This window comes from Qipengyuania sp. ABI-127-1 (assembly GCA_022953095.1).
Lineage (GTDB): Bacteria > Pseudomonadota > Alphaproteobacteria > Sphingomonadales > Sphingomonadaceae > Qipengyuania.
In genome coordinates this window covers 515,023-536,435 of record JALJCR010000002.1, presented here as the reverse complement: position 1 = coordinate 536,435, position 21,413 = coordinate 515,023, and the positions used below count along the sequence as shown (strand labels likewise).

Genomic DNA, 21,413 nt, shown 5'->3' with positions numbered 1-21,413 from the left:
TCTGGTACTGAAGGGAATGGCGGCGGGCGTAGGCTCGCTCGTCGTCCCTTCCCCGGTATCGACGGCGAATGCACGCATCGATCAAAGGCTCGACGATCCGTTCTGGGTCAAGGTCGCGGCCCAGTACGACGTCACCGGCGAGGTGATCCAGCTCGAGAATGGCAATTGGGGAATGATGGCGCGCCCGGTGCTCGATGCATACCGCGCCAGTATCGAGCGGGTCAATCGCGACACCAGCTACTACGCGCGGCGCGGGATGGGACGCGATCTCTTGGCGGTGCGCGCGGAACTTGCCACATTCCTTGGTGTCGATGCTGACGAAATAGCCTTCACGCGCAATGCGACCGAAGCGCTCAAGGCGCTGATTGGCGGCTATAACCGGATCGGAGCCGGCGAAAGCGCACTCTACGCCGATCTGGATTATGGCAGCATGCAGGCCAGTATGCATGCTGCGATGGCACGGCGTGGCGCGCGCGTTATCCGAATCGCGCTTCCCGAACCGGCGACCCACGCTAACATTCTCGCAGCCTACGAGCGCGCCTTCGATGCCGATCGGTCGCTAAGGCTGGTGCTTCTTACCCACATCAGCCACCGCACCGGGCTGATGCTGCCAGTCGCCGAGATCACGGCTATGGCACGCCAACGCGGGATCGACGTAATCGTCGATGCCGCACACAGTCTGGGGCAGACCGAATTCACGCTGCCCGAACTCGGAGCCGATTTCATCGGCCTTAACTTGCACAAATGGATCGGCGCGCCGCTCGGCGTTGGCGCCGTCTACATCCGGCGCAGTTGCGTCGATGCAATTGACCCCGACATCGCCGACGACCGCCCGCAATCGGGTCTGATCGATTCGCGTGTGCACACCGGAACGGTTGACTTTGCCGCGCTCCTCACTGTGCCCGACGCCTTGCGCTTTCAGAACGGCATCGGCAGCTCACGGCGCGCGGCGCGGCTGCGAGCACTGCGCGACCGCTGGGTTGCAAGGCTGCGCAACGAACCGGGGATCGAGATACTGACTCCCGATGATCCGCGAATGCATGCTGGCATCACCTCGTTCCGCTTGAGTGGACAGACCTCCGTCGAAGCAAACAAGGCGCTGGCCGCTGACTTGCTAGACCGGTTCTCTATCTTCACCGTGCATCGGACGGGTCTGGCCTCGGGCGCCTGCGTTCGCGTAACCCCGGCTCTATTTAATTCGATGGCTGACATCGACGTTCTCACGCAGGCACTAACGGAAATTGTCAGCCAAGCGCGGAACCGCCGATAAGAACGACAAATCCTCTTGCCGCTCGGTGATAGGCACAGAGATGATGCCGGTCGCAGAACTTCTCGGAGAAGCTTTCGCGGTACCTGACCGATGCGTTTGCGGAGAGAAAGGTCGGCATTGCCGCCGACATAAATGCCGCCACTGCCTTTCAGGAAATTGCGATTGGGAGCATCGCCACAATTCACAGATGCGAGAAACGCCCCAATAGCTCGGGCTTTAGACGCACGCATACGAATGCTTGCGGCCTCAAGCGAACCGCCCACCTAAAGTGCGTCTCGGCAGTGTTTTTCCAAAAAATCCGGACGCAGAAAAAGGCAGAGACAGCCGATCCCATGCGCGCGCTGATTCTGGTAGCGGAGGAGGGACTTGAACCCCCGACACGCGGATTATGATTCCGCTGCTCTAACCACCTGAGCTACTCCGCCCCAAAGAGGCATGCCGGGGCAACAATCCGCTCGGCAGGCGGCGCATTTAGGGCGGTCGAGGCATGTGGTCAACCGCGCAATTGCGTATGGCCTGCCTTTTCTGCGATAGGCTGCGTAGCCGCTTCGTCCGTGCGCCCGATCTTGGTCACCGGCCCGCGACCGAGCCCTCAAGCAAGCAGTATCCACCTAGGCAGGCAGGCGCACCATGCTCCAGCGCACGACGATCGATCGTCGCCACGCTCAAACGCGGCGCACCGAGGTGCTATGCTCCGCCGCTCCCTCTGAACGCGAAGTCCTTCACCGCCTCCCAGGGTCCCCCGCGATAGCGAAACAGGGCGAGTCCGCGAAAGGTGAAGGGTCTCGGTTCGATGGTGCCCGCCAGCGCCATCTGCAAAGCCCGTGCTTCCTTGCCAGCAACCTTGTTCTGGATCGTGACATGAAGCATGGGGCGGTGCCGATCCTGACTGGTGAGCATGCCACGGAAATGATCCGCGATCATATCGCGCAAGTAAAGCATATCAGGGCTAGACAGCTTGATAGCGGTACCGCCGCCGAGCGGCATCAGGCCATCGACCCGCCCCTTTACGGGCGCGAATTCGCCGGCAATCCTCTTCAGATAGCTGCACAGTTCCGCCTCGCACATTGCAGGCAAGGCGTGAAACAGCGTCACATGAGCTTCGAGATAATTGCGCTCCGGCGGGAAATACGTGTCCCTCAAGGCGGTAAAGCGGGCGTGCAAATCCTGCGGAAGCTGCGCGGTAAGGATCAGCGGCGCGTCACCGGATTCGCTCACATTTCCCCGCGTTCGCGGCGGATTTCGAACCACTTTGCCACGTTGCGGTTATGCTCTTCCAGCGTTTCGGCGAAGGCATGGCCGCCCGTGCCGTCCGCGACCATGTAGCGCGCGCTTGTTTCGGCGGGATTCAACACCGCTGCAATCGCCTCGCGGCCGGGATTGGTGATCGGCCCCTTGGGCAACCCCACCATCGTATAGGTGTTGTAATCGTTGATCGCGGCGATTTCCGATTGGCGGATGCGGCGGCCCAGCGGTTTGCCCTTTGTGAGCGGATAAATGATGGTGGGGTCGGCCTGCAGCAACATGCCGTCCCTCACGCGGTTCGAATATAGCCCTGCGACCATACGCCGCTCGCTCGGCTTTCCGGTTTCCTTTTCGACGATCGAAGCCAGGATGACAGCGTCCCTGATGTTGTCGACCGCGATATCGGCAGAGCGTTTGGGCCACGCTTCGGCGAGATAATTCTGCATCGCCGCCTGCATCCGTGCCAGTACCGCGCTACGCGCCTCGCCGCGCTCGAAATCATACGTATCCGGTAAGACCGAGCCCTCGACCGGAACGGGGATTTCGCCCGTCAGATACTCCTCCGCCATCAGGCGTTCGTGCACCAGGATCGAAGGCATGCCTTCGGGAATGGTGACGAAGCGGCGAATGACTTCGCCATGCTGGAGAGTGTCGAGTATCTGCGCATTGCTGACGTCGGCAGGCAGCAGAAACTCGCCCGCCATAATCGGATCGGACGATCCGAATATCTTGGCCCGAAGCAGAAAGCCGTCCGCGTCGCCGATCAGACCTTCATCCGCCAGCTTTTCGGCGACCGATGTCAAGCTTGCGCCCGAAGGTACGATGAAGCTGGTATCCTCATCAACCTCGGCGCCACCCCACCAGCCAGAAAGGAACCAGATGGCCCCCACTGCCAGGAGCAGCGCGAGGGCGCCTGCCAGGAGGCAGCCGACTTTCTTCACATCAATCGACCTTCTTGACGATCAGCGACGCATTGGTGCCGCCGAAACCGAAGCTGTTGTTGAGGGCTGCTTTTACCTCGCGCTGCCGGGCTTTGAGCGGGACCAGATCCACGCCCTCGGTGCCCTCATCGGGATTGTGGAGGTTGAGTGTGGGCGGAACCACCTGATCGCGGATCGCGAGTATGCAGAAGATCGCCTCTACCGCGCCCGCTCCGCCGAGCAAGTGACCGATGGCCGACTTGGTGGAACTCATCGAAGCCCCGCCGAGATCGTCGCCCAAAACGCGCTTGACCGCGCCCAGTTCGATCGTGTCGGCCATGGTCGAAGTGCCGTGCGCGTTGACATAGTCGATATCGCTCGCGTCGAGCCCCGCTTTCTTCAACGCCATGCGCATGGCGAGTTCCGCGCCCTTGCCTTCGGGATGCGGCGCGGTGACGTGATAGGCGTCGCCCGACAGGCCATAGCCGACCACTTCGGCATAGATCGTCGCGCCGCGCGCCTTGGCGTGTTCGTATTCCTCGAGCACCACGACACCGGCGCCCTCGCCCATGACGAAGCCGTCGCGGTCCTTGTCATAGGGACGGCTTGCTTCGGCCGGGCGGTCGTTCATGCTCATATTGAGCGCACGCGCCTGCGCGAAACCGGCAACACCCAGCGGATTGATCGTGCTTTCCGCACCGCCGGCCAGCATCACGTCGGCATCGTCGAGCGCGATCATGCGTGCCGCATCGCCTATCGAATGCGCACCGGTCGAACACGCCGTCACCACGGCATGGTTCGGCCCCATCAGCCCGTATTTGATCGAAACCTGGCCACTGATGAGGTTGATCAAGCGCCCATGGACGAAGTGCGGAGAAACTCGGCCCGGGCCGCGCTCGTGCAGGACGATCGATTCACTCTCGATCCCTGGAAGCCCGCCGATGCCCGAACCGATCGATACGCCGGTCCGCAGCTTGAGATCGTCGTCCATCTCGGCAAGTCCGGCATCTTCTAGCGCCTGGCCGGCGGCATCGATACCATAGACGATAAACGGATCGACCTGGCGCTGGACCTTGTGATCGACGCGCTTATCCGGATCGAACCCGTCCTCGTGGTCTTTCGGCTTTACCTCGCAGGCGATGGTGCATTTCTGCCCGGTGGTATCGAAACGGGTAATAGGCCCCGCCCCGCTCTTGCCCGCGATCAGGTTCTTCCATGAAGTCTCGACGTCACCACCCAGGGGAGTGACCAGGCCAAGTCCGGTTACGACCACACGACGCATGTAATTCTCCGCAGATAAGACAACAGGCCCGGCCCGTTATCGGGTCGGGCCTGTCCGTTCCCGCAACAAGCGCGGGTTCTGAAAAGCGCTGGGCTTAGCCCTTATGCTCTTCGATATACTTGGTCGCGTCGCCGACGGTGGTGATTTTCTCGGCCGCATCGTCGGGGATTTCGACGCCGAATTCTTCTTCGAACGCCATCACCAGCTCGACGATGTCGAGGCTGTCTGCGCCCAGATCGTCGATGAAGCTGGCTTCCTGGGTGACCTTGTCGGCCTCGACGCCGAGGTGCTCGACGACAATCTTCTGCACGCGGTCGGCAGTATCGCTCATTTTTGTCCCTCTCAGATTTGGGGGTTATTGAATTGCCTGTCGCCCTAATGAACGGCGCGGCGCAGCGCAAGGGCAACTCGTCGGATAGGTCGAACCCATCGTCTCTGCAGGCCGTTTATCCGGTATTCACGACTTTGCAAAGGGAAGCAAAACCATGGCCAGTACCGTATTCAAAAGCCTTACCGACACCACCTTCGACTCGGTCGAAGGCTATCGCCAAGCGGCCGAAAAAGCCGATAGCCCGCAGCTCAAGCAGGCTCTCACCCACCGCCTGCAGCAGCGCGAACAGACTCTGTCGCAGATGAATGCCGAACTGCAGCGGCAGGGCGACGACCTTGTTACCAAGGGCACTCTTACCGGCGAAGCCCATCAGTTGTGGCAATCGATCACCTCGGCATTCGAAAGCAATGACGAAGCCGCCGCCGAACGGGTCGAGGAAGGCGAGGATTACATCAAGGGCAAGTTCGAAAGCGCGTTGGAAAGCGATCAGCTCGAAGCGCAGGAACGGGCCATCGTACAAAAGTGCTACAGCGAGATTTGCGAAGGCGAACGCTTTGGCGACATGATCGAGAAACAGTACGACTGATCACGGCTCGGCTAAGAGAAAAAGGCGCGGATCCCCCCGCGCCTTTTTTACGTCAGCCGTTCTCGTCGCGCCTTAGCTCGTCACGATTGGCGGCATTTCCATTTACGTCGATGGCTTCGGCGGCATTACCGGATGATACCGCTTCGCGCGCCTGCGGGGATAGTTGAATGTTCAGTTCGCGCAATTGCCGGGGCGACACGATGCTTGGCGCGCCCATCATCAGATCTTGCGCGCGCTGATTCATCGGGAAAGCTATGACTTCGCGGATGTTCGGCTCGTCGGCCAGCAGCATCACAATCCGGTCGATACCCGGGGCCGAGCCGCCATGCGGCGGCGCGCCGAGCTTGAACGCCTCGATCATACCGCTGAAGTTCTCATCGACATCGGCCTGGCTGTAGCCCGCGATCTCGAACGCCTTGTACATGATGTCCGGGCGGTGATTCCGGATCGCGCCCGAGGACAGCTCGTAGCCGTTGCAGACGATGTCGTACTGCCAGGCGAGTATATCGAGCGGGTCTTTGGTTTCCAGCGCCTCCATCTCGCCCTGCGGCATCGAGAAGGGATTATGGCTGAAGTCGATCTTCTTGAGCTCTTCGTCATACTCGAACATCGGGAAGTCGACGATCCAGCAGAATTTGAAGCAGCCTTCCTCGATCAGTTCGAGCACTTCGGCAACGCGGGTACGCGCGGCACCGGCGAGCTTGGCTGCATCCTTTTCCTTGCCGGCAGCGAAAAACAGGCCGTCATTCTCGCCCAGGCCCAGCTCGGCATAGAGCTTTTCCATGCCTTCGGTGCCGTGATTTTTGGCGATCGGGCCGCCGAACTCGCCGCCCTTGCGGGTGACGTAGCCGAGACCGGCGAAACCTTCCTTGCGCGCCCAGTCGTTCATCTCGTCGAAGAACTTGCGGCTCTTCTCATGCGTGTTCGGAGCCGGGATCACGCGAACGCGGCCGCCGCCTCCGACGATCTTTTCGAACAGGCCGAAACCTGACTTTTCGAAGTGGTGCGTAACGTCGGAAATGATGAGCGGGTTGCGCAGGTCGGGCTTGTCGGTGCCGTATTTCAGCATCGCTTCGGCATAGGGAATGCGCGGGAATTCACCTGCCGGGGTAACGGTCTTGCCGCCGGAAAACTCCTCGAACACCCCTGCGAGCACCGGTTCGATCGCTTGGAAAACGTCTTCCTGCGTGACGAAACTCATTTCGAAGTCGAGCTGGTAGAATTCGGGGCTGCGATCGGCGCGCAGGTCTTCGTCCCGGAAGCAGGGCGCGATCTGGAAATACCGATCGAACCCGGCGACCATCAGTAGCTGCTTGAACATCTGCGGCGCCTGCGGGAGCGCGTAGAAGCGGCCCGGGTGAAGGCGGCTGGGCACGAGATAGTCGCGCGCGCCTTCGGGACTGGAAGCGCCCAGAATCGGGGTCTGGAATTCGCTGAAGCCCTGGTCGGTCATGCGGCGGCGCAGGCTGGTGATGACCTGGTTGCGCAGCATGATATTGTTGTGCACCCGCTCGCGCCGCAGATCGACGAAACGGTATTTGAGGCGCGTTTCCTCGGGATAGTCTTCCGCAGAATTGACGATCAACGGCAGCTCGTCCGCGCGGCTCTGTACGCTCACCTCGCGCGCGAACACCTCGATTTCGCCGGTTGGCAGGTTCGGGTTCACCGCAACGTCGGCGCGCGCCTTGGCCGTTCCGTCGATGGTGACGACCGATTCCAGCTTGATCTTGTCGAGGATCGGAAGCGCCGGGCTGTCTTCGTCGGCGACGATCTGGGTGATGCCGTAGTGATCGCGCAAATCGACGAACAGCACGCCGCCATGGTCGCGCTTGTTGTGCACCCAGCCGGACAGGCGGACGGTTTCGCCGACATTGTCCTTGGTCAGCGCGGCACAAGTATGGGTACGGTAGGCGTGCATGAAAAGCTCGATCTTTCTGCCGGAAATTGATTGGGGCCGCGCGCGCATCCGGGCGCCGCGCGAAAACGCGCCCCTAACAGCCATCGGGGGCCGATTTGTCAAGATTCGTCTGGCTTGGAACTAGGCGATACGGGCGCGGCGCAAGGCCCGCAACGTCCCGGCCCTGACCCAAGGCCGCGCGCCAGGTGCCGACACCCGCACCCCGCAACGAGCCAGAAGCCCGTTCATCGCCCAGGCGTCATCCTGCAACAGGCTATCGCGTGAGCGCCAGGTCACCGATAGCGAGATCGATGGGGCATCGCCAACCGTGACCGTATGCGCCGCCTTGAACGGGACATGCAGGGCATCGCCCGGCCCCATATCGAAATGAAGCGCGCTTTCGGCCAGCTGCGGCCTCCACGGCAGGAGATTGTCGCCCGTGCGGTGAAACCGCTCATTATCGGCCTTGCCGGGCAGACCGCATTCCGCCGGGATCACGCTGAAGCGCTTGCGCCCCGCGATCTGGAACAGGATGTTGTATTCGGGATCGAAATGCAGCGGAGTGAGCAGGCCGGGCGAGCTGACGAAAAGAAACGCAACGGGCTTGAGCAGATCGCCCGTCACGGGGCCTGCCACAGGTGCAATGCCCGCCAGCACTTCCTCGACCAGCCCCTTGAACTCGGGCCAGCGTCCCAGATCGCGCAGCATGATCCAGCGCTTCGCTTCGCCGAGCGAGGAGAGCAGAGGGCTGAGTTTCGTCGGCAATTCGGCGAGCGGCCTGAAACGCCCAGCCGAACCGTCTTCGCGAATCTCGATCAGCGATCGGTCGCCCTCGTCGATGACAGCGGCGAGCCTCTCCCATGCGAAGCAGCGCTCCGCCGCGAGCGTATGACCAAGCGGTTGCGCAGCGTGAGGATAGGCGAGCCGGAAGCGCGCATGATCGAACGGCCGACCTGCCGCCTGCGCGTGGAAATGCTCGCGTGAATCGATCCGCCCCATGCGCCGCAGCGATAGCGCGCAAGCGTTAAGACTCGCTTGACCGCGCATATGGCAGGTCTAAAGCGGCGCGCGTCGCGGCGGTGCATAGCGCCGCCCGCGCGATTGCAGGCCGGGCGCAAATCCCGCTACCCTGCGCATGCGGGATGACCCCGCGCCACCGTATGGGCTTTGCCCCGGGGGCGGTACTCCGCCCGACAGAACACGAAAAGACACGATGAAAATACACGATCTGATTACCGAGACCGAACCGCTCGCCGAATTGTGCGAGCGTCTGGCGAAAAGCGATTTCGTCTGCGTCGACACCGAATTCATGCGCGAAAACACCTATTGGCCCGAACTCTGTCTGGTGCAGATCGGCAATACGGAAGAGGCTGCGGCAATCGACCCGCTGGCGGACGGTATAGACCTTACCCCGCTGTGGGATCTGATGTGCGACAATGACGACGTGCTCAAAATCTTCCATGCTGGCGGGCAGGATGTCGAAATCGTCTACAATTTCACGCAGCGGACACCGCAGCCGATCTTCGACACGCAGATCGCGATGATGGCGATCAGCCAGTCGGAACAGATCGGCTATGCCAATCTCGTCGAAAGCTGGCTCGGCCTGACGATCGACAAGGGTGCGCGCTTCACCGATTGGAGCCGCCGCCCGCTGACCGACCGCCAGATCGAATATGCCATTGGCGACGTGACGCATCTGGCGCAGATCTTTCCGCGCATCCTCAAGAAGCTGATCAAGACCGGTCGCGGAGCCTGGCTCGACGCCGAGATGGAAAAGCTCGCCGATCCCGAAAATTACGCCAATGACGCGGGCAAGGCGTGGCAGCGCATCCGTTCGCCGGGGCGCAACCCTGCCGTACTTGGTCGGCTCAAGGCACTGGCCGCCTGGCGCGAGAGCGAGGCACAGCACAAAAACATCCCGCGTGGGCGCATCATGCGCGACGAAACGCTGGCCGATATCGCCAGCCACCCGCCCAAGAGGCAGGCCGATCTGACCAAGGTTCGCGGCCTGTCGAATGCGTGGAAAGACAACGACATCGGCAAGCGTCTTATGAAAGTGCTCGAAAAGGCCGAGCCGCTGCCGAAAGATGAAATGCCCGATAAGCCGAAGCGCGGCGCGCCGCTGGGCAAGGAAGGCGCGCTGGTCGCCGATCTGCTCAAGCTGCTGCTCAAGATCCGCGCGCGCGAAATCGATGTCGCTGCCCGTCTGCTGACCAAAGCCGACGAAATGGAAGCGCTTGCCGCCGGCGTGCGCGACCTCAAGATCCTCGAAGGCTGGCGCTACGACGTCTTCGGCAAGGATGCGCTCGAACTGGTCGAGGGTAGGCTCGCCTTCGCGGTCAAGGACGGACGGTTGCTGATGACCCATGTCGACGAGGTCCATGCGGGCATGGTCGAAGCGCAGGCAGCGGAGTGAGCACCTACCTTCCGACCCTCAAGCAGCTTCAATATCTCGTCGCGCTGCACGAACACGGCCATTTCGGCCGCGCGGCGGAGGCCAGCTTCGTGTCGCAATCCACGCTGTCGGCGGGCATTCGCGAGCTCGAATCGCTGCTCGGCGTGACTCTGGTCGAGCGCAGCCGCCGCGTGGTGCGCTTCACGGCGCTGGGCAATCAGGTGGTCGACAAAGCGCACCGCATCTTGCGAGAGGCGGAGGAATTGGCGGACCTGGTCCAGGCCGCGGGCAAGCCGTTGGCGGGGCAATTACGCATGAGCGTCATCCCGACGATTGCGCCCTTCCTGCTGCCGCGCTTTTTGCCGCGCCTGCGCAAGGAACGACCCGACCTTGAGCTGTTCCTGCGCGAGGAAACCAGCCAGGACGCGGTCGAATCGCTCCAGCACGGCCGGGTCGATTGCGTTCTACTCGCCCTGCCCTTCGCCACCGGCGAGGTCGAGAAGGCGCATATCTCGGATGACGAACTCTACGTCGCCTTCCCCAAGGACGATCCGCGCGATCCGCCCGACATCATTCCGCCGAGCATGATCGACGAAGGGCGCCTGCTGCTGCTCGAAGACGGCCATTGCCTAAAGGATCACGCGCTGGCCGCCTGCAACCGCCCCGAATTGCGCGCTTCGGCGACGATGATCGGCACTAGCCTGCACACGCTGGTACAAATGGTCGACAACGATCTCGGCCTGACCATGCTGCCCAAAATGGCGGTGGATGCGGGCATTCTCAACGGCACGGAAGTCGTTGCGCGCCCGCTCAAGAGCAAGAATGCCACGCGCGAAATCGCCCTGATCTGGCGCAAGAACTCCCCCCGCCGCGACGATTTCGAGCTGTTGGCTGAAGAACTGCGCGCGGGTTAGGCCCCCCGCCGCGGGGGCCTTCAATCCATGTGTTTGAGGCCGACGCGCAGATAGTCCCAGCCGGTAATCACCGTCAGCACGGCAGCCGCCCATAATGTCGTGAGCCCTACAGTATGTGGGACGTTCGCTTCGACTTCGCCCAGCATCACGGTCCATCTTGGCAGGCCCTGGCCAAGAATCAACGAGCCGAGCGCGACCATCTGGAAGGTCGTTTTCCACTTGGCGAGCTTGGACACGGGCACCGAGACCTGCAATGGGCCGAGGAATTCGCGCAGGCCCGACACCGCGATCTCTCGCATCAGGATAATCAGCCCGGCGATGACATGCATGTCGCCGACATAGGGGCCGCGCAGCACGCCCTGCGCCGCCAGGACGAGGATCACTGCGCCGACCATGATCTTGTCGGCGATCGGATCGAGAAAGATACCCAGCTTCGACACCGTCCCGCTTGTCCGCGCGAGATAGCCGTCGAAATAGTCCGTAATGCCCATCAGGCAGTAAAGCCCGAAAGCGATCAGATAGCCCGCTTCCCAGCCCGGCCACCAGAGGAAATAGGCCAGCAGCGGGATCGCGAATATGCGCGAAAGCGTGAGGATGTTGGGCAGGTTCAGCATCTTGGGGGTCTGCCTTAGCGGCATTCGCCCCGTCGCAAAAGCCGCTCAATTCCCTTGTCCGCCACGGCGAGGTCACTAGAGTCGATCGGAAGAATGGGTTTCGCCCCGGGGGGTCATGCTTACATCCACGCATTTGCTGCGCCGCAGGCGGTTCCTGCCGCTGTTCGTCACGCAGTTGTTCAACGCGTTCAACGACAATCTGTACAAGACCACCATGGTCCTGTTCGTCGTGTATGCGGTCTACAGCGACCCGGCCACCGAAGCGAGTTTCAGCGGCCTGGCGTCGGGCCTGTTCATCCTGCCGTTTTTCATCCTTTCGGCGCTGGCGGGACAGCTCGCCGACATGCGCGACAAGGCGAAAATCATCCGCACGGTGAAACTGTGCGAGATCGGATTGATGATGATCGGGGCGACCGGCCTCTACATGGCCTGGCAGGGCATTCTCGTCCACACGGTGGCCATCCCGCTGCTGTTGCTGGCCCTATTTTTGACCGGGGTGCAGTCGACTTTTCTCGGCCCGATCAAATACGCGATTCTCCCGCAGCACCTGAAGAAGGACGAGGTTCTGGCCGGCACCGGGCTGGTCGAAGCGGGCACCTATATCGCCATTCTGATGGGCACGATCCTCGCCGGCCCGCTGGCAGTGGACTATACGGGCTGGGCGGCAATCGGGATCATCGTGATCTCCTGCATCGGTTATCTCGTCAGCCGCCAGGTGCCACCCGCCCCGCCCATGGGCGAGGTCGAAAAGCTCGACTGGCACATTCTGCGCGCTTCGGTGAAGCTGGTGCGCGATACGATGCATAACCCGGAGGTCTATTACGCCATCCTCGCGATCAGCTTCTTCTGGACGATTGGCGCAGTGCTGTTCATCCAGTTCCCCCCGCTGGCCAAGAACACGATCATGGCCAGCCCCGAAGTGGCGAGCCTGTTTCTCGTGGTCTTCTCGGTCGGCGTGGCGATCGGATCGGTGGCGGTCAATGCGCTGCTCAAGGGCCGGGTATCGGCACGGTATTCGCCGGTTTCGGTCATCGCGATGGGTGTATTCGTCGTGGCCTTCTACGTCGTCGCGAAGCTGTGGGAGGCCGACCAGCCGAGCCGTCTGTTGAGCGTCGGCGAATTCGTTGCGTGGCCGATGGCCAACGTCCTCTTGCTGTGTCTGCTGGGGATCTCTGTTGCAGGCGGGATGTTCGTCGTACCGCTTTACGCCTTCCTCACCACACGCGTATCGCCCGACAAGGCCTCGCGCACCATCGCGGCCAACAATATCGTCAACTCGGGGGCGATGGTGGTCGGGTCGCTCGTGGCCATGGGCTTGAGCGCGGCAGGCGTGCCGATAACCGAACAGATCCTGCTGTGCGCAGCCATGTGTCTGGTCTCGGCATGGCTGGCGAAGCGCCTGATCGCCGCAGAGAACGAAGCCGCCGAAGCGGTCGCGGCAGTCAGAGTCTGAAATCTAGACGATGAAGGCCAGCACTGCGGCAACGGTGGCGAAATAGGTCGTCGCCACGCCGCGCACATCTTCGGCGGTGAGGCGCCAGTCGATCATCCTGTCCTGGGGTATGTCCGCGAAACCACGGCGGCGCTGCGGCAGGCTGGCCCGGAACCAGTGCCGGTTGCCTTCGCTCGTGAGGACCAATGCGCGTCTCATGACGACGGGTTAACGAATTTTTAACCATTCGGTATCCTCTCGAGTCCGACCTGTCCCCCATTGGCACGCTTTGGTAGAAATTAACCATGTTTGCAGCGATTGCACCGCCCCGATTGGCGAGCTAATCGCCGGTGTCATGACAGCGCCCGACACACCGCAAGCCGCCCAGCTCCTGATCGATTGCCTGACCGAGCAGGGCTGCGATCGCATCTTCACCGTTCCGGGAGAGAGCTTCCTGCAAGTGCTCGACGGGCTCGGTCGGCAGGATGCGATCGATGTGGTCACCTGCAGGCAGGAAGGCGGCGTCGCGTTCATGGCCTGCGCAGACGGGGCAATGACCGGCCGACCCGGTGTGGCCTTCGTCACCCGCGGGCCGGGTGCGACGAATGCCAGCATCGGTATCCATGTAGCGATGCAGGATTCGCAGCCGATGATCCTGTTCGTCGGTGATGTCGACAGCGAAATGCGCGATCGCGAGGGGTTTCAGGAAGTCGATTTCAGCGCCTTTTTCGGCCCCATCGCCAAATGGGCGGCACGGATCGACAGTGCGGATCGCATCCCCGAATATGTCGCCCGCGCCTATGCCACCGCAATTTCCGGTCGCCCGGGACCGGTAGTGCTCGCTCTTCCCGAAGACATGCTGAGCCGCGATACGGATAGCAAGCCGCGCCCGTGCGTCGCACGTCCCGCGCAGGCCCCCTGCCCCGATGCGATGCAGGCGATGATGGCGCTGATCGCCGATGCCGCTTCACCCGTCGCGATCATCGGCGGCGCGGGCTGGAACGCCAAGGCGCGCGAGAACTTCCAACTCTTCGCCGAGCGGCTCGGTATCCCCGTCGCAACGGCCTTCCGGCGGCAGGACGCGATTTCGCCCTCGAGCCCGGTCTATGCCGGAAATCTCGGCTATGGCCCTAACCCCAAGCTCGTCGAACGGGTGAAGAGTGCCGATCTTGTCCTTGCCATCGGCGCACGGCTCGGCGAGGCCACCACCGACGGCTATACGGTACCCCCGCTTACCGCAGCGGATCGCAAGCTCGTTCATGTCCATCCCGATGCGAACGAGCCGAACAGCGTGTACCCGGCCGATCTGGCGATTTGCGCGAGTATGGACGAATTCGCGGAAAGCGCGGCTCTATGGGACCAGGGCGATGCGATCGATTTCGACGCGGGCCGCGAGGCGCATGCCGAGTGGGAAGCCTGGGCGACCGCGCATCCGAACGATCACGCGCTCGACATGGGTCAGGCCGTCCAGTTCATGCGCGACACGCTGCCCGCCGACACGATCATCTGTAACGGCGCAGGCAATTTCTCCGGCTGGTGGCACCGCTACTGGCGTTACGAGGGCCTTCCGACACAGCTCGCGCCGACATGCGGCGCGATGGGCTATGGCGTTCCCGCAGCGGTCTCGGCCGCGCTGCGTTTCCCGCAGCGCACGGTCGTCGCCGTGGCGGGCGACGGCGATTTCCTGATGAATGGACAGGAACTGGCAACCGCCGTCCAGCATGGCGCGAACCCGATCGTCATCGTGGTCGACAATTCCGCCTACGGCACTATCCGCATGCATCAGGAACGCGAATTCCCGGGCGAGGAGCGAATTAGCGCCACCCGCCTCGCCAACCCCGACTTTGCGGCCTTGGCGAACGCTTTCGGTGGCTGGTCTGCGCGCGCGGCGACCACTCAGGAGTTCAAGGATGCGCTGGTCGATGCGCAGGGGCGTGGCGGATTGCGGCTGATCCATTGCACGATCGATATCGAGCAGCTCGCCGCAAGCGGCGCGAGCGTTAGCGGATTACGCAACCGCTAGGTCAAGCGGCGGAACCTCGTCGCTAAGGGAGCTTCGCTTTCTCACGCGCCCGCCTCCTTCTTTAGGCTGGCTCTGTCAGATCCCCGCCATGGCGCAGATCACCGACCATTCGTCGGGCTTGATTTCGGCGACCGAGAGGCGCGACAGCTTGACCAGTTCGCAATCCGCGAGCTTGGGTTCGGCCTTGATCTGCTTGAGGGTGACCGCGTGCGGCAGTTTGGTCTTGGGTTTGACCTTGACCGCCGCCCACTTGCCTTCCGGATCGGTCGGATCGGTAATCCCCGCGACACTAACTTCGCAGATGCCGACAATCTCGAGGCCTTCCCGCGAATGGTAGAAGAATGCCTGATCGCCCACTTCCATCGCGGCGAGGTTGTTCTTGGCGCGATGATTGCGCACTCCGTCCCAAGTCCCCTCCTCTTCGGCGACGAGATCGTCCCAGCTATATTTGAAGGGTTCGGATTTCATCAGCCAATAGCGCATCGGGAAAGCTGCTCCTTCAGTTTCGGTTCGGTAACGGCGCGGGTAACGCGCCCTGCGCGCGATGGCCAGACCTCGTAACCGGCCCCCCCGCGAAAAACACCCGATTAACGGCTTTTTAGGCGATAAGGCCTATCGCTTTCGGCGTGACATAGTCCCACGGGGCGGTTTGGTCGGGAGGAACGCAAATATGGCCAGTAATGGACCCGCCGGAACGGGCAAAGCCACCGCTCGTCAAGACCACGACCTCGTCACGCTGGGAATCGCGTTCGCGGCCATAATCCTCTTCGTGGGCACGGCAGGGATAGTCGTGCCAAACCTCGTCAAAGCATGGAACGGTCAGGCCGCTTCGCTCGATGTGGCACTAAGCAATGCTCTTTTGCTGAACATCGCGCTGATTTTGCTGGGCTGGCATCGCTACAAGGCGCTGACCGAAGAACTGCGAACCCGCCGCGTATCCGAAGAGGAAGCGCGGCGCCTTGCCGAGATCGACCATTTGACCGGCTGCCACAACCGGCGCAGCTTCACTGCGGTATTGGCCGATCTACTCGTCGGTCTGGAACGCCGCGAACGGGCGCTCGCCGCGATCGCTATCGATCTCGACAACTTCAAGCAGGTTAATGACCTTCATGGCCACCAGGCCGGTGACGAAGTTCTGCGAAACACGGCTGCACGGATCCAGCGGATACTCCCGGAAGGCGGTGTCCTGGCACGATTGGGCGGCGACGAATTCGTGTGCGTTGTCCCTTATCATCCGCAAGTACCCAACCGCATCGACCAACTCGCCACGCGGATGATCCAGCATGTCGCGCGCCCGGTCGAAAGCGGAGAAGCGACGATCGACGTAACGATGTCGCTTGGACTGGCGTCCAGTATGCAGCTCGATAACGTGCGCGAAGGCACTTCATCGGCGCAGGATCTGATGCACAAGGCCGACATCGCCATGTATCATGCCAAGAAGCAGGGCAAGAACCGCTTCTACTGGTTCGAACCGTCGATGGAAAACGAGCTACGCTTCCGCAATGAGCTCGAGGCGGGCATTCGCCGGGGAATCGCGAATGGCGAATTCCGCCCCTATTACGAACAGCAGATCGATCTGGAGACCGGCGAACTGGTCGGGTTCGAGATGCTGGCGCGTTGGGAATCGCCCGAAATGGGCGTGGTCGGCCCCGACATCTTCATCCCGATCGCCGAAGAGATCGGCGTCATCGGCGACATGAGCGAAGCGCTCATCGCACGGGCTTTCGAAGATGCCCTGTCGTGGGATCCCAAGCTGACGCTCTCGGTCAACATCTCTCCCGTGCAGATGCGCGATCCCTGGTTCGCACAGAAGCTGCTCAAGCTGCTTGTCGCCCACAATTTCCCGCCCAACCGGCTGGATATCGAGATTACCGAAAGCTGTCTGCACGAGAATGTCGGCATGGTCCGTTCGATGATCAGCAGCCTTCGCAATCAGGGTGTAGGCGTGAGCCTGGACGATTTCGGCACCGGCTATTCGAGTTTGGCGCAATTGCGCAGCCTGCCATTCGACCGTCTCAAGATCGACCGCGCCTTCATTTCCGAACTCAAGGACCAAGAGCACGGCGCCAAGCTGATCGATGCCATTTTGACCATGAGCGACGGGCTCAAACTGCCTGTTACCGCCGAGGGAATCGAGGACGAGGTGGTTCTCGAGGCGCTCAAGCGCATGGGCAAGATGAAGGGCCAGGGCTATCACTATGGACGCCCCGAGCCGTCCGAACAGGTCATCGAAAGGCTGCGGGCCAAGAACCTTCTGGCCAAGGACGGACACGACAACGTCACGAAGGTCGATTTCACCTCTCGCGAAGCGCGAAGCGGGGGCGGCAAGCTCGCGGGCTGACGCATACACTGGACGCTGTGGCGCCAAGTGCATAAATGCAGCGGCGCAATGCGCGTCGATTTCACAAAAATGCACGGACTGGGCAACGACTTCGTCGTGCTCGATGCCCGGGTGCACCCTGTTCCCGCTATCGATACAGCGCTAGCGCGCGCCCTCGCCGACCGGCGCACCGGAATCGGCTGCGACCAACTGATCCTGCTCGAGCCCAGCGATGCGGCCGATTTCCGGATGCGGATATTCAACCACGATGGCGGCGAAGTGGAGGCATGCGGCAATGCCAGCCGTGCCGCCGCACTGCTCCACGGATCTGCTGCGAGCGTAGAAACGTCCGGCGGAACAATCCATGTCGAACCGACAAATGGGGGCGCAAGCGTGGATATGGGCAAACCGCGCTTCGACTGGGAAGCGATCCCCCTCGCCTATGGCATGGACACAGCGGTCATGCCTGTCGGCTGGGAAGGCCTGGACCGGCCCGGCGCGGTCAATGTCGGCAATCCGCATGTGATCTTCTTTGTCGAAAACACCGATGCCGTTCCGCTCGACGTGATCGGACCGCAGATCGAAACCGATCCGCTGTTCCCGCAGCGCATCAACGTCAATGTCGCCACTATCGAGAACCGCAGCCATATCCGCCTGCGGGTATGGGAACGCGGTGCCGGTCTCACACGCGCATGCGGAACCGGCGCCTGCGCAACCGCAGTCCACGCCATGCGCCGGGGCCTGGTCGAGCGCGAGGTGACGGTGACCCTGCCCGGCGGCGATCTGATCATTGAATGGGATGATAGCGAGCGCATCCGCATGACCGGGCCGGCCAGCGAAAGTTATCGCGGCAGTTTCGAATGGGACGATTTCGCGTGAACGAGGCGCAGGTCATTTCGCTCGGCTGTCGGTTGAACATCTCCGAAAGCGAGCAGATCCGCGCAATGGTTTCGGCGGAACGCGATCTCGTGGTCGTCAATAGCTGTGCGGTTACCAGTGAAGCCGTGCGCCAGACTCGCCAGGCGATCCGGCGCGCCCGGCGCGCGAATCCCGATGCGCGATTGCTTGTCACTGGCTGTGCCGCCGAAATCGAACGCGGCCAAATCGCCGCCATGCCGGAAGTCGACGGCCTCGTCGCCAACACGGCCAAGCTCGATCCGCGCGCCTGGAACGTCCCTTCGGAAGCGCCCCCTGCCCCGCAGGACCGCACCCGCGCCTTCATCGCGGTGCAGAATGGCTGCGATCATGCCTGTACATTCTGCGTCATCCCTCAGGGGCGCGGGCCGAGCCGCTCGCTATCGATCGCGCAGGTACTTGCCGAGGTGGAACGCCATCTCGACTTTGGCGCGCGCGAAGTGGTTCTGACCGGCGTCGATGTGACATCATGGGGGCACGATCTGCCGGGCACACCTGCGCTGGGGAAGCTGGCTCACGCAGTGCTCGACACCTTCCCGCAACTTGAACGGTTGCGGATGTCTTCGCTCGACGGGATCGAGATCGATCCGCTGCTGTTCGAACTTTTCGCGCACGAACAGCGCCTGATGCCGCACCTCCACCTTTCGCTGCAGCACGGGCACGACCTGATCCTGAAACGGATGAAACGCCGACACCTTCGTGGCGATGCGGTGGATCTGATTACCCGCTTGAGGGAGCTTCGCCCCGATCTGGCAGTGGGAGCGGACCTGATTGCGGGCTTCCCGACCGAAACCGGCGCGCATCACGCGGCAAACCTCTCGATCATCGACGAGTTGGAAATCGTCCACGGACACATCTTCCCCTATTCGCCCCGCCCAGGCACGCCCGCCGCGCGCATGCCGCAGGTCGAGCGTGGCGAGGTCAAGCGCCGGGCCGCCGAGCTGCGCGCGGCGGTGACCGCGATGCGCGATCAGTGGCTGGCGTCGCTCGTCGATAAGCCGCACGCGGTCCTCGCCGAACGCGACGGGACCGGCTACACGCCGCATTTTGCTCGTGTTTCCGTGCCCGAGGGCACTCCCGCCGGTGACCTTGTCACCGTGACGCCGACCACATTCGAGAATGGCCTTCTGCAATGAGTGACAAGCAAAGCTGGACCGACCGGCTGTTCGGAGGGTTTCGCAAGACCTCCGAAAAGCTGACGAGCAATCTCACCGAGGTCGTCGGCACGGCCAAGCTCGACGATGCGACGCTCGACGAGGTCGAGGACGCGCTGATCCTGTCGGACCTTGGCCCTTCGGCTGCCGCGCGTATCCGCGAAAGGCTGCGCGATAAGCGCTTCGGTCTGGAAATCAGCGAGACGGAACTCAAGGAAGCCGTTGCCGAGGAAATCGCCGCGATATTGCGCCCCGTCGCCAAGCCGCTCGAAATCACCGCGTTCCCGCGCCCGCAAGTGCTGCTGGTGATCGGCGTCAATGGCAGCGGCAAGACCACCACGATCGCCAAGCTCGCCCACTTGTTCCAGGAAGACGACTATGCGGTGATGCTGGCGGCGGGAGACACTTTCCGCGCCGCAGCCATCGGCCAGCTACAGACCTGGGCCGACCGCGTCGGTGTGCCGATCGTGCGCGGGCCGGAAGGCGGCGATCCGGCCAGTATTGTTTTCGATGCGGTCAAGCAGGCGACAGAGATCGGTACCGACGTGCTCATCGTCGACACTGCGGGGCGGCTTCAGAACAAGCGCGAGCTGATGGACGAACTGGCCAAGATCAGGAAAGTCCTCGGCCGTCTCAATCCCGAGGCCCCGCATGATGTGGTGCTGGTGCTCGATGCCACCAATGGCCAGAACGCCTTGAGCCAGATCGATGTATTCAAGGAGGTCGCAGGCGTCAGCGGCATCGTTATGACCAAGCTCGACGGTACGGCGCGCGGCGGCGTATTGGTGCAGGCGGCCGAGCAATATGGCCTGCCGATCCATGCCATCGGCGTGGGAGAGAAGATCGACGATCTGCGCCCCTTCGATCCGGACCTGGTGGCGCGCGTGATTGCGGGAGTGGCATGATGGGTCCTTTCACCGTCATTGCAAGCGACGCAGCCGCGCGGCAATCCATCATCCGGGAACGTGCGGCCTCCGATGCACCATGGATTGCCGCGTCGCCTGCGGCTCCTCGCAATGACTGATTGGGAAGAAATGACCGAAGCTAAAACCAATCCCAAACCGAAATCGGGCTGGCTCAACATCCTCGTCGATTATGGCCCGCTGCTGGTCTTCCTCGGCGTGTACAAGTTCTACCAGCCGCCGGAGACTTCGACCTTCGGGGAGATCGCCGCGGTGATCTACGGCACCATCGCCTTCATGATCGCGGCGGTGGCGGCGCTGGTTTTCAGCAAGTTCAAATTCGGCCATGTCAGCCCGATGCTGATCCTGTCGACCGCGCTGATCGTGGGCTTCGGCGGGCTGACCATCTGGTTGCAGGACGAAAAATTCATCCAGATCAAGCCGACCGCGATCTACCTTCTGTTCGGCGTACTGCTGATCGGCGGCTGGCTGCGCGGAAAGGCGCTGCTGCAAATCCTGCTAGAGGCCGCCTTCGAAGGATTGAACCGCGAAGGCTGGCTTAAGCTGTCGCGCAATTGGGGGGTGTTCTTCTTCTTCATGGCGGGCCTCAACGAAGTCCTGCGTATGCAGTTGAGCTTCGAAAGCTGGCTCTGGGCCAAGCTGTGGGTGTTCATGCCGCTCTCGTTCCTGTTCACTTTCACCCAGATCCCGATGCTGCTGAAGCATGGCCTCGCGCTGGCGGAAAAGGACGAAGTGATAAAGGACGAACCGCCCACGGCCTAGGAGGGCTCTTTCGCGGCCGAATTCTTGCACTTGCGCTCTTCCCACGCGCGCCCGATGACAGGCATCAGGGCGACGGACAGAGCCGTCGCCGCGAACATCGCAAACATGCCATATCCCATGCGCAGAGGTTTCGTCTGAACGAGAAACCACCAGGCCCACGCCGAAGCAAATCCGACAATGCACACACCGATGGTCGCCACCACGACGGAATGGCGGCGCAGGAAAAATTCATAGACAATGCCTGTGAGAACTGTCGGCACGAAGCCCATGATATAGATCGCTACGATCAGGTTTTTCAGGCCGATCAGAAGTCCCAGACCTGCAACGCCCAGTGTAAGGACCACGAAGAAGCTATAGCCGACAAGCGGAAGCGTCAGCGCCCAAATTGCAACGAAGCACCAGCGCTCTGCCAACCCGATCATGGGGAACA

21 protein-coding genes and 1 tRNA gene are annotated in these 21,413 nt (G+C 62.0%); 11 read left to right on the top strand and 11 right to left on the bottom strand.

What is annotated here, in order from left to right; genetic code table 11:
- Positions 1–16 precede the first annotated feature (16 nt).
- A complete protein-coding gene (locus MUY37_RS12125; protein WP_499195598.1) occupies positions 17–1,270 on the top strand; it encodes an aminotransferase class V-fold PLP-dependent enzyme in 1,254 nt (417 codons plus the stop codon).
- A gap of 348 nt (positions 1,271–1,618) precedes the next feature.
- Here MUY37_RS12125 and MUY37_RS12120 read toward each other — a convergent pair.
- From MUY37_RS12120 to MUY37_RS12100, 5 genes are all read right to left on the bottom strand, one after another.
- Positions 1,619–1,695, bottom strand: a tRNA-Met gene (locus MUY37_RS12120).
- A 262-nt stretch (positions 1,696–1,957) separates the two neighbouring features.
- Entirely contained in the window at positions 1,958–2,488 is a 531-nt protein-coding gene (locus MUY37_RS12115; protein WP_499195597.1) for a 2'-5' RNA ligase family protein, read from the bottom strand.
- Entirely contained in the window at positions 2,485–3,456 is a 972-nt protein-coding gene (mltG, locus tag MUY37_RS12110; protein WP_499195596.1) for an endolytic transglycosylase MltG, read from the bottom strand. Before mltG ends, MUY37_RS12115 begins: the two co-directional genes overlap by 4 nt.
- Position 3,457: 1 nt before the next feature.
- Complete coding sequence (fabF, locus tag MUY37_RS12105) at positions 3,458–4,717, bottom strand: beta-ketoacyl-ACP synthase II (protein ID WP_499195595.1); 1,260 nt, start codon at positions 4,715–4,717, stop codon at positions 3,458–3,460.
- Between the two features lie 94 nt (positions 4,718–4,811).
- Positions 4,812–5,048 (bottom strand): acyl carrier protein, encoded by a 237-nt coding sequence (locus tag MUY37_RS12100; protein ID WP_006834437.1) that lies wholly within the window; start codon positions 5,046–5,048, stop codon positions 4,812–4,814.
- A 154-nt stretch (positions 5,049–5,202) separates the two neighbouring features.
- On the opposite strand from MUY37_RS12100, the gene MUY37_RS12095 reads away from it, so the two are divergent.
- Positions 5,203–5,634 (top strand): ferritin-like domain-containing protein, encoded by a 432-nt coding sequence (locus MUY37_RS12095; RefSeq protein ID WP_499195594.1) that lies wholly within the window; start codon positions 5,203–5,205, stop codon positions 5,632–5,634.
- A 52-nt stretch (positions 5,635–5,686) separates the two neighbouring features.
- On the opposite strand, the gene aspS is transcribed toward MUY37_RS12095, so the two are convergent.
- Together aspS and MUY37_RS12085 are read right to left on the bottom strand one after the other, a co-directional pair.
- Positions 5,687–7,552 carry an aspartate--tRNA ligase gene (gene aspS, locus MUY37_RS12090; RefSeq protein WP_499195593.1) on the bottom strand — a complete coding sequence of 622 codons (1,866 nt, stop codon included), beginning with the start codon at positions 7,550–7,552 and terminating at the stop codon, positions 5,687–5,689.
- A gap of 120 nt (positions 7,553–7,672) precedes the next feature.
- A complete protein-coding gene (locus MUY37_RS12085) occupies positions 7,673–8,530 on the bottom strand; it encodes a hypothetical protein (RefSeq protein WP_499195592.1) in 858 nt (285 codons plus the stop codon).
- Between the two features lie 214 nt (positions 8,531–8,744).
- Between MUY37_RS12085 and rnd the strand changes: the two genes are divergently transcribed.
- Complete coding sequence (rnd, locus tag MUY37_RS12080) at positions 8,745–9,947, top strand: ribonuclease D (protein ID WP_499195591.1); 1,203 nt, start codon at positions 8,745–8,747, stop codon at positions 9,945–9,947.
- Positions 9,944–10,840 (top strand): LysR substrate-binding domain-containing protein, encoded by an 897-nt coding sequence (locus tag MUY37_RS12075; protein ID WP_115416451.1) that lies wholly within the window; start codon positions 9,944–9,946, stop codon positions 10,838–10,840. Before rnd ends, MUY37_RS12075 begins: the two co-directional genes overlap by 4 nt.
- Positions 10,841–10,860: 20 nt before the next feature.
- On the opposite strand, the gene pgsA is transcribed toward MUY37_RS12075, so the two are convergent.
- Positions 10,861–11,454: a CDP-diacylglycerol--glycerol-3-phosphate 3-phosphatidyltransferase gene (pgsA, locus tag MUY37_RS12070; protein ID WP_499195590.1), complete on the bottom strand. Its 594-nt coding sequence runs from the start codon at positions 11,452–11,454 to the stop codon at positions 10,861–10,863.
- 115 nt (positions 11,455–11,569) lie between these two features.
- Here pgsA and MUY37_RS12065 point away from each other — a divergent pair, with 115 nt between their 5' ends.
- Positions 11,570–12,907, top strand: coding sequence for an MFS transporter (locus MUY37_RS12065; RefSeq protein WP_499195589.1), 1,338 nt, complete (start codon positions 11,570–11,572; stop codon positions 12,905–12,907).
- A 3-nt stretch (positions 12,908–12,910) separates the two neighbouring features.
- On the opposite strand, the gene MUY37_RS12060 is transcribed toward MUY37_RS12065, so the two are convergent.
- Positions 12,911–13,105, bottom strand: a complete 195-nt coding sequence (locus MUY37_RS12060) for a hypothetical protein (protein WP_499195588.1) — start codon at positions 13,103–13,105, stop codon at positions 12,911–12,913.
- Positions 13,106–13,241: 136 nt separating this feature from the next.
- Between MUY37_RS12060 and MUY37_RS12055 the strand changes: the two genes are divergently transcribed.
- Positions 13,242–14,909, top strand: a complete 1,668-nt coding sequence (locus MUY37_RS12055; RefSeq protein WP_499195587.1) for a thiamine pyrophosphate-binding protein — start codon at positions 13,242–13,244, stop codon at positions 14,907–14,909.
- 75 nt (positions 14,910–14,984) lie between these two features.
- On the opposite strand, the gene MUY37_RS12050 is transcribed toward MUY37_RS12055, so the two are convergent.
- Complete coding sequence (locus MUY37_RS12050) at positions 14,985–15,392, bottom strand: EVE domain-containing protein (protein WP_499195586.1); 408 nt, start codon at positions 15,390–15,392, stop codon at positions 14,985–14,987.
- 187 nt (positions 15,393–15,579) lie between these two features.
- Here MUY37_RS12050 and MUY37_RS12045 point away from each other — a divergent pair, with 187 nt between their 5' ends.
- From MUY37_RS12045 to MUY37_RS12025, 5 genes are all read left to right on the top strand, one after another.
- A complete protein-coding gene (locus tag MUY37_RS12045; protein ID WP_499195585.1) occupies positions 15,580–17,250 on the top strand; it encodes a putative bifunctional diguanylate cyclase/phosphodiesterase in 1,671 nt (556 codons plus the stop codon).
- Positions 17,251–17,298: 48 nt separating this feature from the next.
- On the top strand, positions 17,299–18,108 hold the full coding sequence (gene dapF / locus MUY37_RS12040; protein ID WP_499195584.1) for a diaminopimelate epimerase: 810 nt from the start codon (positions 17,299–17,301) through the stop codon (positions 18,106–18,108).
- On the top strand, positions 18,105–19,280 hold the full coding sequence (locus MUY37_RS12035; protein WP_499195583.1) for a MiaB/RimO family radical SAM methylthiotransferase: 1,176 nt from the start codon (positions 18,105–18,107) through the stop codon (positions 19,278–19,280). The genes dapF and MUY37_RS12035 overlap by 4 nt, the downstream gene beginning before the upstream one ends.
- The gene (gene ftsY, locus MUY37_RS12030; RefSeq protein WP_499195582.1) at positions 19,277–20,203 is read left to right on the top strand and encodes a signal recognition particle-docking protein FtsY; all 927 of its coding nucleotides are present in this window, start codon (positions 19,277–19,279) and stop codon (positions 20,201–20,203) included. The genes MUY37_RS12035 and ftsY overlap by 4 nt, the downstream gene beginning before the upstream one ends.
- A 129-nt stretch (positions 20,204–20,332) precedes the next feature.
- A complete protein-coding gene (locus MUY37_RS12025) occupies positions 20,333–20,983 on the top strand; it encodes an inner membrane-spanning protein YciB (RefSeq protein WP_499195581.1) in 651 nt (216 codons plus the stop codon).
- Here the strand turns inward: MUY37_RS12025 and MUY37_RS12020 are convergent.
- Positions 20,980–21,405 (bottom strand): hypothetical protein, encoded by a 426-nt coding sequence (locus tag MUY37_RS12020; protein WP_499195580.1) that lies wholly within the window; start codon positions 21,403–21,405, stop codon positions 20,980–20,982. The two genes, MUY37_RS12025 and MUY37_RS12020, sit on opposite strands and share 4 nt — an antisense overlap.
- Between the last annotated feature and the right edge of the window lie 8 nt (positions 21,406–21,413).